This is a genomic window from Chondrinema litorale, from assembly GCF_026250525.1.
In the GTDB taxonomy this organism is placed as follows: Bacteria; Bacteroidota; Bacteroidia; order Cytophagales; family Flammeovirgaceae; genus Chondrinema; species Chondrinema litorale.
On record NZ_CP111049.1, the window covers coordinates 229,372 to 244,262 of the forward strand.

The window sequence follows — 14,891 nt, forward strand, 5'->3', positions numbered from 1 at the left end:
GAACAACATCAATCAACTTATTTAGAAACCTGTTAGAAAGTTTGCTTGAGTTCCAATATCCAGCAAATACAGATATTAATGTAGATAGAAACAAGGCCTTACCCCAAGAATTTCCCAATACAAACACATTTAGACTTGTAAACATAACCAGATGACCGATAAAATATATAGTAAAAGCTTTCCAATTCATTTTAAATGGTTTTAGGAGGTTTGAATATACCCAATTTTAGTAAATTCATCCTTTCTTAACTAAAGTCAATGCATCTCATATTCTAGACTTATACTTTTACATCATCAATTTACTCAAACAACTCGAATGATTATGAATGCTATTAAATCTGAAGTCGCTACCATGAATGCTGTTGTTTTCGAAAAATATGGAAAGCCTGAAGTGCTGCAATTAAAAGAAATAGCTAAACCTCAACCCAAAGACAATGAGGTATTAATTCAGGTGAAAGCCATAACTGTTACTTCGGGAGACTGGCAACTACGAAAAGGAGAACCTTTTGCCATAAGATTAGCATTTGGGTTAACCAAACCTAAAAATCAAATTCTGGGGTTTGAATTTGCTAGAATAGTTGAATCTACCGGAAAATCTGTAACAAAATTTCGAACCGGTGATACAGTGTTTGGCTATCAAACTAGCGGAGGAACTTATGCTGAATATTTAACAATTCCAGAAGATGGCATTCTATTAAACAAACCTGAAAACCTAAGTTTTGATGAAGCCGCCGCAATTCCAAATGGTGCTATAACTTCCTTATATTTTCTTAAAAAAGCAAATATTGAAGCTGGACAAAGTGTATTGATTTATGGCGCATCTGGCAGTGTAGGAACTTATGCTGTTCAATTAGCTAAATACTTTGGTGCAAAAGTAACAGCAGTTTGTAGCACTAGCAACATCAATCTGGCTAACTTAAATGGGGCTAATAAAGTGATAGATTACACTCGTGAAGATTTTGCAAAATCCTCAGAATCTTATGATATTATTTTCGATACGATCGGAAAAACAAGCTATACACAATGCAAAAATATATTGAAACCAAAAGGCAAATATGTATTATGTAGTTTCGGGATTTTTCATATTCTTCAAATGATTATTAATTCGTTTAGTAGCTCTAAAAAAATCATCTGCGACATTATGAAACCAGACAAAAAGCAGCTTCAATTTCTTAAGCAAATTACAGAAGAAGGAAAACTAAAACCTATTATAGATAGTATCTACACAGTTGATGAAATAATAGATGCACACCAATATGTTGAAACTGGAAGAAAAAAGGGGAATGTTGTAGTTTCATTTAGTCCGTATTAAACTCTCTTATTTACCAATTTTGAGTTTTATCTATCATAAAAAAATGATTAAGTTTGTATATCTCATCAATTTAATGTTGCCAGATATACTACTTATCAATGGATTTCAGAACCAGAAAAAGGTTGAACCTCATTAAAAACTACATCTTTGGATGGACACTGTCATTTATCTATCTGTGTATAGTGCGAGGAGTAGGAACTATTGAAGTGGGTAGTTTTGATCCCGGCTTGTTATATAGTGTACTTATTTCTTTGATCTTAGGACCAATCTGTGGTGTAATTTCTGGTGGGGCCCAAATTATAACTTTGGAGAGAGTTTATAGAAAAACCTCTATTCAGAAATTATTGATTCTAAGAGTGATATATGGCGTAATTTTTATCTGGACGCTTATATTATTAGCCTATTTCATTTGCATTACCTATCTCGATTTAAAGACAGATTTAATGGAATTTGCTTTTGATGAAGGTAGCCTACCTGTATATTTATATATCATTACGGTTGATATTTTCTTTACCATGTTAACATTAATAGATTTAATGCTAGGGCCAAGAAATCTAGGTAAATTGCTACAGGGCAAATTCTATTACCCGCACGAAGAAGAGCGAATTTTTATGTTTCTCGATCTGCAATCGTCAACCCAGTTAGCCGAAAAATTGGGACATATAAAATATAGCATGCTTATACAAGATTGTTTTAACGATTTAAGTGTGGTAATTGAAAATGAGGCTGCTGTTTACCAGTATGTAGGTGATGAAGTAATACTTACTTGGAAATTAAAAGATGGTTTGAGAAAGCATAATTGCATTCAGGCATATTTTAATTATAATAATCAGCTATTAAAACGTAAAGCTTATTACGAGGAAAAATATAATTGTTTGCCGTTCTTTAAAGCTGGGGTTAATTCAGGAATTGTAACTGTAACCGAAGTGGGTTCAATTAAAAAAGAAATTGCTTACCATGGCGATACATTAAATACTGCTGCAAGAATACAAGGTAAGTGTAATCACTTTCAACAAGGAATACTCATCTCTGAAACTCTTAAGATGCAACTTTTTCCGAATAGTTTTTTAATTGAAGAAATGGGAAATATTCCGCTTCGTGGTAAAATGGAAGAAGTTACTATTTATGCAGTCTCAGAAAAAATAGCTGTTTCTCAAACTAGTGTTCAGTAGCAATCCTTTTTCTTATTCTGCTAAGCGACTCAGGCTTAACACCCAGATAACTTGCCAACTGATGTTGCGGTACGCGATTCATCAATTCTGGTCTGGTTTGGAGCAAATGTAAGTATCTTTCTTTGGGCGAATGCATTATAAAACTTGAGAGTACTTGTTGTTGTTTACCAAATTCTCCTTCAATTGAATATTTACACAAAGTCTCAAATTTAGAAACTCTCTTACAAAGCTCTTGTTCGTGCTCATATGTAAGTACGGCAAGCGTACAATCTTCTACACATGAAAAGTAGTGATTTGCTGGTACTTTATTTACATAGCTGGTTAAAGATGCAATAGATTCTTCTTCAGTAAAAAAATAAGTGGTTTTTTCTTCCCCATCAAACAAATAATACTGTCTTACTATTCCTTTTAAATTGAAATAGCATTCTGTAGCTATTTGACCTTCTCTTAGTAGAATTGTACCTTTTTTATATTTTCTTACAGGTATACATTCTGTAACCGCTGTAATTTCATGTTCAGTTAATGGTATAAATTTCGAAATAAGCCTTACTATTTCATTTTCCATCGCTTCAAGAATTTGTAAATATTAATTTAAGTGAAAGTCAAAATTGTCCAATTAAGCTTTTTAAGCACTAAACAATGCAAAATCACCAACTTGAAAACTAAGACGATAGTTAAGTAAGATAAGAGTAATCACAAAGACATTAGCTGTTTACTCAGCTTAAAATTACACTAAAAAGTATTAAAATAATAATAATAATTTAAAGTCTACGGGTTGTTAGAATACTTAAACTAATCGTGATAAAATAAATACCAATCATGATATAATTACATTTGCCATCACATTACAAATTTTAATTAATAAAATTTTTGGAGGAAAAATAACATAGCTTACCACAATGCTACTTTAAAAAATTTCTGAGTTTGGAAGAATCTCAATCTAAAGCAAAATACAAAAGATTTTAAATACAAAATTGGAGTAATTCCGTCATTCTCACTTCACTACTTATATTAATTAAGAAGTTTATAAAAATGTTTAGACCCCAAAACTGACTGTGCAAAAAATACCAATTTAGGTATATAACATACTTAGTAATAGAAATAAAATTTGAAGAATGTGAAATGTTCCAATTATCGTTTTTTTGGAGAAGCACAGCGGCCAGTGAGTCTGAAATGTATTTTATTAAAACAATTAAAAAAAACTTGACTCGTTTTTAGCATCCACATTTATATATTAACATACCTATTTACATGAGAATTTATACACTACTATTACTTTTGCTATTTAGCGCTGCATGTGATGAAATTGACAAACTTACACAGTTTAATATGGATTATAACAGCACAGTAACTATTCCATCTTCTACTGGTATAAACTTGCCATTTGATGTTATGTCTCCTGATGTAGAAACCAACTCAGAATCAACTTTTGCTGTAAATGATACCAGAAAAGACATGATTGAAGAGATTAAACTTACTACATTGAATCTCACAATTGAATCGCCAACAGAAAGTGATTTTAGTTTTTTAGAATCAATTAGTGTTTACATAGCTGCAGAAGGTTTAGAAGAAACAAAAATAGCTTATTTAGATGAGGTTCCAGAGGACGTTGGTGCTGCTATAAGTTTAGATGTTTCTGATGAAGATTTGAAGGAATACATCAAAAAAGACAACTTTGAATTAAGAGTAAATACAGTTACAGATGAGTTTATTAGCTCAGACCACGATATAAATATTTACAGTGCATTTTTTATAGATGCTAAAGTTTTAGGGCAATAAGCTTAGCTGTTTAAATATTGAAAAGCATTCAATTATTGATTTAATTGAATGCTTTTTCATTTAATTAAATTACTATTATAACAACTCAAACAATTTTTCAACTGGTTTTCTTACTTTAAGTGAAAACTGTGCATAATCATCTTTAGCGCGATAACCTATAGGGGCGATAAGCGAAACGCTTAACCCTTTTTCAGTTAAACCTAAAATTTCATTGTACTTGTCTACTTCAAAACCTTCCATTGGGCATGCATCAATTTTGAGCTCTGCACATGCCGCTAACAAATTACTCATTGCCAAATAAGTTTGCTTCTCTAACCAAGTTTGCTGCTCAGCCGAAGATTTTTCTGAAAGCTTAGTTAATACAAAATCACCATATCCTTGTAAGTCTTGAATGTTTTTGCTTTGCGTATCAGCTATCAAACTCATATGTTCTTTAATATAAGCTTCTGAAACTGAGGTATAGCTACAAAATACAAACAGGTGTGATGCATCTGTAATTTGGTTTTGATTCCAAGAAACAGGTTTGAGTTTTTCTTTCAGTTTTTGATCTTCAATAATTAACACCTTATACATCTGCAAACCATAAGAAGATGCAGAAAGTCTGATCACTTCTTTAAGTTTTGCAATATCTTTTGTTGGGACTTTTTTATTCGGATCAAATTTTTTGGTAGCATATCGCCACTTTAAATTTTCTAATAATTGCATGTGAAATTAATTTGGATTGTACACGTAATTTCTAATTTCAAACTGTTCTACAAAGCCAAGCTTCAAATACAAGCCTTTACCCATTACAGATGCTTGCAGCGTAGTATATTCATATTTGCTTTCGATACTTAGATTCAACAATTGAAGCATAATATCTTCTGCATATCCTTTCCTTCTCATTTCTGGAATTACTCCCACTGAATGAATACCTACAACCTTTTTATTATTGCTAAATAATGCAGCTGTACCTACTGGTTGATCTTTAGCATAAGCAATAAAAAAATTGATTTCTTCTTTGCAAAGCATCAATAATTTAGGGTGAATTAAATAGTTAAAAGCTGACTTAAACAATTTAGACCACAACTCTGCTGAACTTTCATGTTCAACTATTTTGAGTTTAAGATGAGGTTGAAAATCAAAAGGTTTTTCCAACTTTAGAGACATACCAACTTGCCCAAACTGAACTTTAAATCCTTGATTTACAAGTAATTGCTCTGTCTTACTTTTGTAAATATTCCAGTAAGGAACAATCAGTTTAGAAGGAGCATCAATAAAGTTTGACATGGCTGTATTCAAACTTTCTTCCGTAATAGCTTCATGAAACCATAGCCTATTGGGCCATTCCGAATAATTTACAGACACCAAATCAAACTTATTATTTGTATGAAAGGCATTAGCCTTTTTACCTGCAAGTTTCCAAAGCGCGGTAAGATTATCTTTGTTCTCTTTAATTAAATCCATCATTCTATTTGTTAATTAAGACAATTCCTAAAATCATAGCGGTTACGCCTATTATCTTTTTATAAACTATTGGTTCTGCAGGCATCCCAAACCAACCAAAATGTCCTGCTATTACAGAAAATATAAGCTGTCCACTCAATCCGAATGAAATCATGGTGGAAATGCCTAATCTTGGGATTGTATAATAATAAAGGCTGATTCCCAAAACACTAAAAAGTGCACCTGAAAACCATAAATACAGCGGGATTTCTTTAAGTTGGTCAACTGTTGGATAGTTTTTCATGCTGAATGCAAGTCCCAGAAATGCAAATGAAGCGCTGCAAAAAAAGGCAACCAATGATGCCAATAATGGATTTTGAAGCAACACACCTAATTGTGCATTAAATCCACCTTGTATGGCTAAGAAGATACCACCAGCAAATGCGAGAAATAATAATGTTATCTGATTCATATGGCAAAGCTAAAGCTCATATTTCCCTTAAGCCTTTACATATGTTGATGCTTTTTAATTATATACTTTTTCTGATGCGACTCAATTGTGTAGGTGTAATACCAAGATACAAGGCTATTAATCGTTGAGGAACTCTGTTTTGTAAATCTGGATAGTTTTGAAGAAAGCTTAAATAGCGCTCTGTGGCATTTTGTGCGGCGAAAGATATTTGTCGTTTTTCATTTTCGATCACCCACTTCTGTTCTAAATAGTGAATGTAAAAATTCTTTAAATCATCATTTTCGTAAATCATCTTTTTGTATTTGCTATAATCCATTTCAATTATAACACCATCTGTAACTGCCTCTATACTAAACTCAGATTTGGTCTCTTGTAAAAGAGATACTTTAGAACCAGCAAAAGCTCCTTCTAAGAAAAAGTTTTTTATGTGAACATTGCCCAGTTCGTCTATCCATTGAGATATTAAAATACCTTCGCATATAAAATAGATTTTTTTAGCAGTTTGCCCTTTCATTAAAATCTGCTCTCCTTTTGTAAAGGTTTTTAATCTCACTAACTCAATAAACTTGGCAAAGGAAGTATCTGATACTGGATGAAAAGCTTCTATTGATTTTCGGAAAAGTGCTAGGTATTTTTCCTGATCTTCTAGCATAAAATATGGAGACTTTAAATATTAGGTTAAATTTTCTCAAGTCTAATATTTAAAATCTATTTGTCAAATTATCCCCAATGTCCATCTTGAAAATCGAATCTCATAATGTTACACCCCGGCTCTATAGTGACCAATGCAGTAGTGCTGAGGATTGTCCAAGTCTCCGATTTGGATGACTTAAAAAAAACAATCTTCTTCCCTAAATTAACATGTACAGATTTTTCAGCTTTATGTCGGAAAATAGTCTCATTAGAAGTTTCTGACTGAATCTCATAATTATCTTGAAATAAAAGAAACTGCTTAATTACTCTAATTGAGGCCTCATCTAAGTCTGGAATCATCTCTGGAGATTCTTCCATAACTTTTCCTAAATCCATGTCTTCTTCCCTGCATTTCATAGCAAAATCGCGGTTAACTACTGCTATCTCGTAACTCATATTACATTAATGTACTTTAATTAGTAGAATCACCCTTTGTTATAAAATGAGATTTTCAGATTCATTATTGTGAATAAGTTTAAAAGAGAAAATAAGCAACTTAAGATAACATTGCCTACAAGAAAAAAAGCCCCTGTTTATTAACAGAAGCTTCCAGTATGTACAAAATTTTATGCTTTTTAACTGATTATTTTGTTTTTCCACGGCCCTTGAATTGCGACTGTCAAACCCGGGCCTTGAATGTTTACAAAAAGTGTATCACCAGTTGGAGAGAAACAAGCTCCGGCGAACTCCGATTTGAAACCAATATTTTCTGCTAAAGTGTATAACTGACCTTTTGGTGTAACACCAACAATTTTTGGAGTAGCAGGTTTGTCTTCACAGATAATTACATCTCCCCAAGGTGAAATAGTTAAGTTATCACCGTGCTCTAAGATATCTGCATCATCAGATTCTATAAATAACTCTAAAGTACCAGGCTGCTCATTTTCACGATCTGTACCTTCGTAAGGGCCTGGTAAATATTTAAAAATCTGCCCATTGTTTTGTTTGCCACCGTTTGTGCAAGCAAAGTATAATTCTCCATTGTCGTACCACATACCTTCACTTCTAGCAAATCTGGCTGCACCGTTTTCATATCCTCTTAATCTTAAATCACTTTCTGGTGCATCGATATCTTCAAGATCAATCCAAGTTACTTTAAAAGGCTGATTTCTTGGAAAAGGCTCTGTTGTGAGGTCTGGCCAGTTTCGTGTATCATAAGAAGGATGATCTATAATGCAAAGTGCTTGTAATTTACCTTTGGTTAAATCTCCTTTCTTTTCTGGTATAAATCGATAAATAATGGCATCGCCAGCATCTTCCGTTTGATACACAATACTTGTTGCTGGATCAACAGCGATTGCCTCATGCGTAAAGCGACCCATTGCTTTTAAAGGAATGGCTTTTTGCAAACCAATTTTAGAAGTCGCTTTTACTTCAAAATTATAGCCGTGGTCTAATTCTATAATATCATCTGCTTTGGTTTGTGTCTCTTCGCAAGTTATCCAAGAGCCCCAAGGTGTTGGACCACCTGCACAGTTTCTAATTGTACCAGTTAAGCTCAAATATTCCGTTTCAACCTTTTGTGATTTTTCATTAAAAACTGCAGTTGTAGTTCCTCCTACACTTATTTTCTCCCCTTTCCCAAAATCGTATATCAAGCTTTTATCAAGCTTAGATAAGAACTCTCCATCTTTGCCATAAGGACTTCTTTCCATATCTCCCGGAGAAAGTTCGTGATTTCTTACTAGTAGAGTTTTGCCATTTTCTGAGAAAGTTGCCATACCATCAGACAAACCCGGTAAGTAAAATCCGTCAGACATTTTGTTTCCCATTTGGGATATTATTTTATAGCTAAATCCCTTTGGTAGATTCAAAATACCATCTACATCTTTAAGCATTGCTCCATATCCAACTTGTTCAATTTGCTCTTTTTGGGTAGCAGGTGTACAGGCAAATTGCTGCAAACCCATAAAGCCAAGACTGATAATTCCTGATTGTTTGATAAATCCTCTTCTGGTAGGCATAATAAGTTTTTGTAAAATTTCATTTAAATACTTGTGATAGTTTCAATACGATATTTGCTTAGTCACAAACTAAAGAAGTATTATTCTTAAATGCAACCATGTTGCATAAATGATTCGTGAAATATTCCTTGTATAAAATATCAACCGAAATATGGCAAATACCGGCAATTTAGGAGAATTACCTATGGCTGGTGGAAATACAGAGTTAAGAAATGATTAAGCTAATTTTAATTAAAAAATTTACACATTCTTGTATAGTCGCACAAGTATTTAAATATTATTTTTTGCCAGTTCTTTTCGAATTCTACTTAAAGATTGAGGAGTTATTTTGAGATATGATGCGATATATTGCTGAGGAACTGTTTTTACTAATTCAGGATAACGATTTACAAATTCTAAATACTTCTCTTTTGCTGTACCAAAATTTAAAAAATCATTGTCTTTGATCTTATTAAGCAATGTTGCTTCAGTTAAGCTTTTGGTGAGAATATATAATTTGGGAACTTCTTCATTTAACCTATCCCAAACTTGTCTTTTTATTACGAGTAATTGAGCATCTACAACAGCCTGCAAAATGGTTTCACTGGGCTTAAGGCTGTAATAACTTTCTAAATCTACCGCAAATTGATTTTGCCTGATGAAGTATTTAGTAACATCATCTCCATTTTTACTATAGCTAAAGTTGCGCAATACACCTTCAAGAACAAAACCGACTTCATGAGCAACTACTCCATGACTTTGAAAATTCTCATTCGCCTTTAGCGATAAAGGTTTAAAATGATCGACCACGTAATCTATGCTCTGTTGAGGTAAAATACCTCCAAAACTCATTGCTCTATGAAGTCCGTTCATGATCTATTTATTTTACAATTCCTTGTTTAATTACACTTTCTGCACAAGATAAAACTGCTTCTCTATTCGATATCGGATTCCACCCTAATTCTTGCTTAGCACGAGAGTTATCTACTTTTCTTTCAACACTTAAATCTATTAAAATTGGCTTAAGAGACTTATCAATATTGGCAAAAAGCTTTACCATAAAATCTGGAATTACCATGGAAGGCACCTTTCTATTTGGGTAAGCCTGCTTAACAATTGAGGCTACTTCTTTAAACTTTAAATATCCCGCTGAACCCACGTAGCGTTTGTTGGCAGCCTGAGGCAATTCCATCGCTCTGATAAGTAAGTCTGCAACTGAGCGAACATCCACCACATCGAACCCAATATCTGGAATTGCTGGTGAGCTACCATCCATTGTTTTGATGACAATATTCGCAGAAGTGCCAAAATCTTTTTCTAGTACTGGACCTAAAATAGCACCCGGACAAACTGTTGCCAGCTCTAAACCAGAAGTGTCTTTTTCTATAAAATCCCAAGCTGCTTTTTCTGCAATGGTTTTGCTGCGGAAATAAGGTGTGCTGTCTTTTTTGTTTGCAATATTAGTCCAGTCAGATTCGTCAAAAGTGCTATTCCTTTGCTGCTTCGATTTACCGTAAATCATTGCACCAGAAGACGAAGTTAACACCACTCTTTTTACTCCATTTGCAGCAGCAGCTTTCAAAATGTTGAGTGTTCCATTTTTACTTGGTAAAATGAGGTCTTCTTCTTTTTTAGGCAATACTCTCGGAAATGGCGAAGCTACATGCTGGATATAATCTACCCCTTTAGTAATTTCGAACCAGATGTTTTCATCAGTTAAATCTGCCTCTACAAAACTCAGGTTTTTGAAATTAGCAGTGTGCGTACCTATTACGGAAAGCATATCGCTTGCACGTTGCATCTTTCTTAAAGTACCAATTACCTTATAGCCTTTTTCTAATAATTGAATGGTGGTATGTGAACCTAAAAAGCCAGTAACACCAGTTAAGAGCACTATATCTTGTTTTTGCATCATTGAAGTATTAAAGTTTAACAATACAATGATGCTCGATACAACCTAGCTATCAATTACCAAATGGTAATTAATAAAATTTTTAGCAACCACGACTATAAAACCAAACATTGGGCAAACCAGATTCATCCATTATTTTTATCCATCCTTCTATTTCAAACTCTATATTTTCTTCTTTGCTCAAAGAGTTCTCACAGGGATGTTCTCTATACTTTATCACTTTCACTCTTGTCCATAAGCCTTTATTTTCATTGAGAGGAGTAATCTCATATAAATCACCACTCATTCCTATGAGCTTTTCGGAGCTTACATCTGGTAATTTTCTTAAATTTAGACCCGGATCGTTGGCATAAAGGCCCATTAAGCTTCCGGCTGTTTGGTTCAAGAATTCTTGCCAGTTTATAAGAGCAAAACCATCAGCTTCAATTTCTTTTTTACTCAGCCAATAAGCTACGTCTTTGTTCACCACTCTTACAAAATCTCCTTCTCTCTCGAAATATGAGATAGCCCAAATTTCGTAACTAATTTCCTTAAAGTTTTCAATTGCTATAGGTTCAGATTCTTCTCCTGTTAAAGCAAAGAAATATAGTTTATACGGTGTTTGATCATCTACTTTGAAATTGTCTTTAAGTTTTAAAACACCTATGTGCTTACCATTGGGTGCATCATAAACTTTAAAACCTTTTGTTGGTGAATAAATACAGCAATTATCTTCTGATGCGAAAGAGCTCGAAGGTAGGATTAATCCATTTTGAAAAGCTTGCGCATAACAATAAATACATGAGATTTGAAACAGCAGAAGTAGGAGAAATTTTTTCATTAGCTTTTGAAATTGATAGCGAAAGTGTCTCAAATATCTTTTTTTGATTAATTTAAGCCTATATTTTTTTGATTCAATTCTTTCTCAATCGAAGTGAAAATTAAGCTTAAACAAAACATCATCAATTATTCTATTGAATTTATTTTCATTTTTAGCAGTGTTTATTTCGCCTTTTGGTTAACCAAACAGGGAGAAGAGGCCAAAATTAAAAAGATAGAAAGACAGGCTGTAACCATGCTGCATAATGAATTGAAAGAGAATGCCATACAGCTCGATAAATCCTTTGAGTATCATAAAGAAATTACCGAGCACCTATCTACCTATGCAGACAGTGTAGATAGGTGCTGATAAACTACGCCCCATAGAGCATATTAAGCCTTTTTTTAATCGAAGGGCAAATAGTTTAGGCTTTCCTAACATTAAAGAAATTGCTTGGCAAACTTTACAAAATTCTGAAGCTTATGTCTATCTTGATTATAAACTTGCTAGCGAATTGGGTGAGCTTTATTACATTCAAGATGTTGGTGTAAAGAGCACTGCCAAGGGAATTATAAATGATATTTTTAATTCAAAATCTTATTATCATAGAGAAGAGTCTGAAGCTATAGTGATACAAACCGCTTACTATTTTAATGAGTTAAAAGGTCAAGAAGAGTTTTTACTATACTTTACTAATAAAGCTATTGAAAGTCTTGAAAAGCATTATGATTTTTTGAAAGATAGTGAAGAGAGTTAGTCTAAGCATCTAACTTTTCTAAAAACTTATCGGCGGTTTCGAGGTAGTTGTTCCTTTTTACGGCAGGCATTTTATCATAGGTATTGATCAGCATGTTTAAGCGTGGGTTTTTCTCAAAGAAATCTCGCTGAATATGCATAAAGCGCCAAAAAAGTGCATCCCATATTTTCTGCCAATCTCCTTTTTTGTAATCGCTCATTTTCATGAGGTAATTGCTACTGCTTATGTACGGTTTGGTTGCCATTAAACCACCATCTGCAAACTGACTCATACCATACACATTGGTTACCATTACCCAGTCGTAGGCATCTATAAACAATTCCATAAACCAACGATAAACTTCGTCGGGATCAAACTCGCAGAGCAACATAAAATTTCCCAACACCATAAGTCGCTCGATGTGGTGGCAATAACCTGTTTCCAACACCTTTTTTATCGTTTTATCAATGGGTTCAATTCCTGTGCTTCCATCGTAAAATGATGTTGGTATTTTTCTGCTAAAACCCCAGTAATTTCTAGTGCGTTCGTCTGAACCTTTGCACTCATAAACACCTCTTATAAACTCACGCCAACCAATTATTTGCCTTACAAAACCCTCTAAAGAGTTAATGGGAATATCTTTCTTTTTGGCAAACTCCAGTGCACTTTCGAGAACAAACTGTGGAGTGAGTAAACCTGTATTTAACATCGGAGTTAACAGACTGTGATTCAGTATGCTTTCTTTAGCTACTATGGCATCTTCGTAATCGCCAAATTCTTTAAATCGCTCTTCTAAAAATTCATCGAGCCACTTTTTAGCATCATCAAAATCATAGGGGTATAACTGCTTTTCTGAGAGTTTTCCCGGATTCTTACTAAAATGTTTTTCTACGTATTTTACAGCTTCTTTATAAGTGTTTTTAGTATAAGGATATGAGATTTTCGGAGCTTCTTTTTTAACTGGAAACTTCTTTCTGTTTTCTGCATCAAACGACCATTTTTCTCCTACTGGCTCTCCATCTTCTTCAATTAAAATATTCCTTTTCTTCCTTTCTTGCTTATAAAAAGTAGCCTGAAAAAACTTCTTTTTTGATGCTTTAAAAAAATGTTGATTGTCTTCTCTGGTGTTCAAAAAAAGCTTATTTTCATATTCTTTCAGTTCTATACTACAAGTCTTAGCAGTTTTCTCAATACGCTTTTCTAACCAATTATCTGTCGGGTTCAGATAGTGTATACAATCTACTTTGCCTTTTACATTGTTGATAAATTCTCGAATATCAGCTTCCTTTTTATTACAATCAATGTAGTTTACTTCTTTGCCTTTTTCTGCTAAGTAAGAAGCATAAAATTTCATACTAGCTCGATGGAAAGCCAACTTGGTTTTATGGAATTTATACTGTTTAAAAAATAGATATTCTTCTATTAAGTAGATGGAATGATCTAATTCCAACAAAGGACTTTGCTCAAACAATTGATGAGGAAATACAAGGCTGATTGTTGTTGACATGTGTGTGTTTTATAATTAGCTGAGTTCTTTTTTACATTTTTTCCAGAAGGCAAAGAAGGAAGGAAAGTATCCGGTAACATTAAACATCCAATCTCTTGGATGCGCTGTTCCTTTATATTTTTTATTAAGTGGATGCTCTTTAAAATGAATATCTTTTAACTCGAATTGATTTACCAAGTCGGAAAACTCTCCTGTGAAAATTTGTAGGTTTTGGATGTTTTTTCCCAATTGCATCATAAAATCAATGCTTTTATCAGCAATTGGATATTGCTTAAAAACAGAAGGTTCGATTAGCAAAATCTTATTGCAATCTGATTCTGGCGCCCATTGAGGATCGAGGTTGTACCAATTAAAAATGTAAGTGGGTAGGTTTTTATCTAGTGTTATTTTATCTGAAACCGGTAATTTGGTTTTTAATTCAGGTAGAGCCAATTCTTGTAATTCACTAGGAATTTCTTTTGGTGGTAATTTCTCATAAGGAACATCCAAAAAGGTATCTTCTTGATCAGAATAGCAATACTTATTGATGTTCGCTTGATTGGCTACATATTTTTTACCTGCATTTGCACCAGCTACCCATTGCCAACTTAAAGCATTACTCGCCCAATCTCCATCCAACAGATGATAATACATCCATTTTGCAGGCAAATACCAGTGAGACTTAGCCACATTGCAAGCGACAGAAGCCGTATACACTCTTACATGATTATGCATATATCCACCCTCATATAAATCTTCGATACCAGTATCTATGGCATCAATGCTTGTTTTTGCTTGAATGATTGCCGAAGACATTTTTTCGTTGGAAACATCTTGTTGAAGCTGTCTTAAATCTTGGTTAATGGCATCACCTTTTGCAATCCACACTTGTTGCCAATAATCTCTCCAAGCCAACTCTTGCACAAATCGCTCAATTTCTTTTGCATCATATCCTCTTTTGAGGGTCTGCTCAAAAATATATTTGGCAGAAATAACTCCTCTGGAAATGTAAGGAGAAAGCTTAGTGACAGCACCATCTATAAAATTTCTGGTTTTGGCATAATCGATAGGTTCGACTTCTTCCACTTGCTGCAATATCTGCTGATAATCTGTTATAAACTCCATTTTTGTATGATTGCCTGTTCATTCAAATTGTTTAAAA

Annotated in this window: 17 protein-coding genes; 5 read left to right on the forward strand and 12 right to left on the reverse strand. The window is 33.6% G+C overall.

Translation table 11 applies throughout. The features are described 5' to 3' along the window. Positions 1-352 precede the first annotated feature (352 nt). Both OQ292_RS29335 and OQ292_RS29340 read left to right on the forward strand, forming a co-directional pair. Positions 353-1,312, forward strand: a complete 960-nt coding sequence (locus OQ292_RS29335) for an NAD(P)-dependent alcohol dehydrogenase (RefSeq protein WP_284687790.1) — start codon at positions 353-355, stop codon at positions 1,310-1,312. A gap of 98 nt (positions 1,313-1,410) precedes the next feature. Further along, positions 1,411-2,484 (forward strand): adenylate/guanylate cyclase domain-containing protein, encoded by a 1,074-nt coding sequence (locus OQ292_RS29340; protein ID WP_284687662.1) that lies wholly within the window; start codon positions 1,411-1,413, stop codon positions 2,482-2,484. On the opposite strand, the gene OQ292_RS29345 is transcribed toward OQ292_RS29340, so the two are convergent. Then, on the reverse strand, positions 2,471-3,049 hold the full coding sequence (locus tag OQ292_RS29345; protein ID WP_284687663.1) for a Crp/Fnr family transcriptional regulator: 579 nt from the start codon (positions 3,047-3,049) through the stop codon (positions 2,471-2,473). The two genes, OQ292_RS29340 and OQ292_RS29345, sit on opposite strands and share 14 nt — an antisense overlap. A gap of 686 nt (positions 3,050-3,735) precedes the next feature. Here OQ292_RS29345 and OQ292_RS29350 point away from each other — a divergent pair. Next, positions 3,736-4,263 carry a hypothetical protein gene (locus OQ292_RS29350; protein WP_284687664.1) on the forward strand — a complete coding sequence of 176 codons (528 nt, stop codon included), beginning with the start codon at positions 3,736-3,738 and terminating at the stop codon, positions 4,261-4,263. A gap of 75 nt (positions 4,264-4,338) precedes the next feature. Here the strand turns inward: OQ292_RS29350 and OQ292_RS29355 are convergent, their stop codons facing one another. From OQ292_RS29355 to OQ292_RS29395, 9 genes are all read right to left on the reverse strand, one after another. Next, positions 4,339-4,968, reverse strand: coding sequence for an NAD(P)H-dependent oxidoreductase (locus tag OQ292_RS29355; protein ID WP_284687665.1), 630 nt, complete (start codon positions 4,966-4,968; stop codon positions 4,339-4,341). Positions 4,969-4,974: 6 nt separating this feature from the next. Further along, entirely contained in the window at positions 4,975-5,712 is a 738-nt protein-coding gene (locus tag OQ292_RS29360) for a GNAT family N-acetyltransferase (RefSeq protein ID WP_284687666.1), read from the reverse strand. 1 nt (position 5,713) lies between these two features. Continuing rightward, complete coding sequence (locus OQ292_RS29365; protein WP_284687667.1) at positions 5,714-6,160, reverse strand: DMT family transporter; 447 nt, start codon at positions 6,158-6,160, stop codon at positions 5,714-5,716. A 58-nt stretch (positions 6,161-6,218) separates the two neighbouring features. Continuing rightward, complete coding sequence (locus OQ292_RS29370) at positions 6,219-6,812, reverse strand: Crp/Fnr family transcriptional regulator (protein ID WP_284687668.1); 594 nt, start codon at positions 6,810-6,812, stop codon at positions 6,219-6,221. A 68-nt stretch (positions 6,813-6,880) separates the two neighbouring features. Next, positions 6,881-7,249 (reverse strand): hypothetical protein, encoded by a 369-nt coding sequence (locus tag OQ292_RS29375; RefSeq protein ID WP_284687669.1) that lies wholly within the window; start codon positions 7,247-7,249, stop codon positions 6,881-6,883. A gap of 179 nt (positions 7,250-7,428) precedes the next feature. Then, positions 7,429-8,817 carry an alkaline phosphatase PhoX gene (locus OQ292_RS29380; RefSeq protein ID WP_284687670.1) on the reverse strand — a complete coding sequence of 463 codons (1,389 nt, stop codon included), beginning with the start codon at positions 8,815-8,817 and terminating at the stop codon, positions 7,429-7,431. 270 nt (positions 8,818-9,087) lie between these two features. Beyond that, on the reverse strand, positions 9,088-9,669 hold the full coding sequence (locus tag OQ292_RS29385) for a Crp/Fnr family transcriptional regulator (protein WP_284687671.1): 582 nt from the start codon (positions 9,667-9,669) through the stop codon (positions 9,088-9,090). A 7-nt stretch (positions 9,670-9,676) separates the two neighbouring features. Further along, positions 9,677-10,711 carry an SDR family oxidoreductase gene (locus tag OQ292_RS29390; RefSeq protein ID WP_284687672.1) on the reverse strand — a complete coding sequence of 345 codons (1,035 nt, stop codon included), beginning with the start codon at positions 10,709-10,711 and terminating at the stop codon, positions 9,677-9,679. 79 nt (positions 10,712-10,790) lie between these two features. Continuing rightward, a complete protein-coding gene (locus OQ292_RS29395; RefSeq protein ID WP_284687673.1) occupies positions 10,791-11,528 on the reverse strand; it encodes a hypothetical protein in 738 nt (245 codons plus the stop codon). 93 nt (positions 11,529-11,621) lie between these two features. On the opposite strand from OQ292_RS29395, the gene OQ292_RS29400 reads away from it, so the two are divergent. After that, positions 11,622-11,876 carry a hypothetical protein gene (locus OQ292_RS29400; protein ID WP_284687674.1) on the forward strand — a complete coding sequence of 85 codons (255 nt, stop codon included), beginning with the start codon at positions 11,622-11,624 and terminating at the stop codon, positions 11,874-11,876. 145 nt (positions 11,877-12,021) lie between these two features. Beyond that, positions 12,022-12,264 carry a hypothetical protein gene (locus tag OQ292_RS29405; RefSeq protein ID WP_284687675.1) on the forward strand — a complete coding sequence of 81 codons (243 nt, stop codon included), beginning with the start codon at positions 12,022-12,024 and terminating at the stop codon, positions 12,262-12,264. 1 nt (position 12,265) lies between these two features. On the opposite strand, the gene OQ292_RS29410 is transcribed toward OQ292_RS29405, so the two are convergent. Both OQ292_RS29410 and OQ292_RS29415 read right to left on the reverse strand, forming a co-directional pair. After that, positions 12,266-13,750, reverse strand: a complete 1,485-nt coding sequence (locus tag OQ292_RS29410) for a cryptochrome/photolyase family protein (protein ID WP_284687676.1) — start codon at positions 13,748-13,750, stop codon at positions 12,266-12,268. A 15-nt stretch (positions 13,751-13,765) separates the two neighbouring features. Next, positions 13,766-14,854: an FAD-binding domain-containing protein gene (locus OQ292_RS29415; protein WP_284687677.1), complete on the reverse strand. Its 1,089-nt coding sequence runs from the start codon at positions 14,852-14,854 to the stop codon at positions 13,766-13,768. Positions 14,855-14,891: the final 37 nt, after the last annotated feature.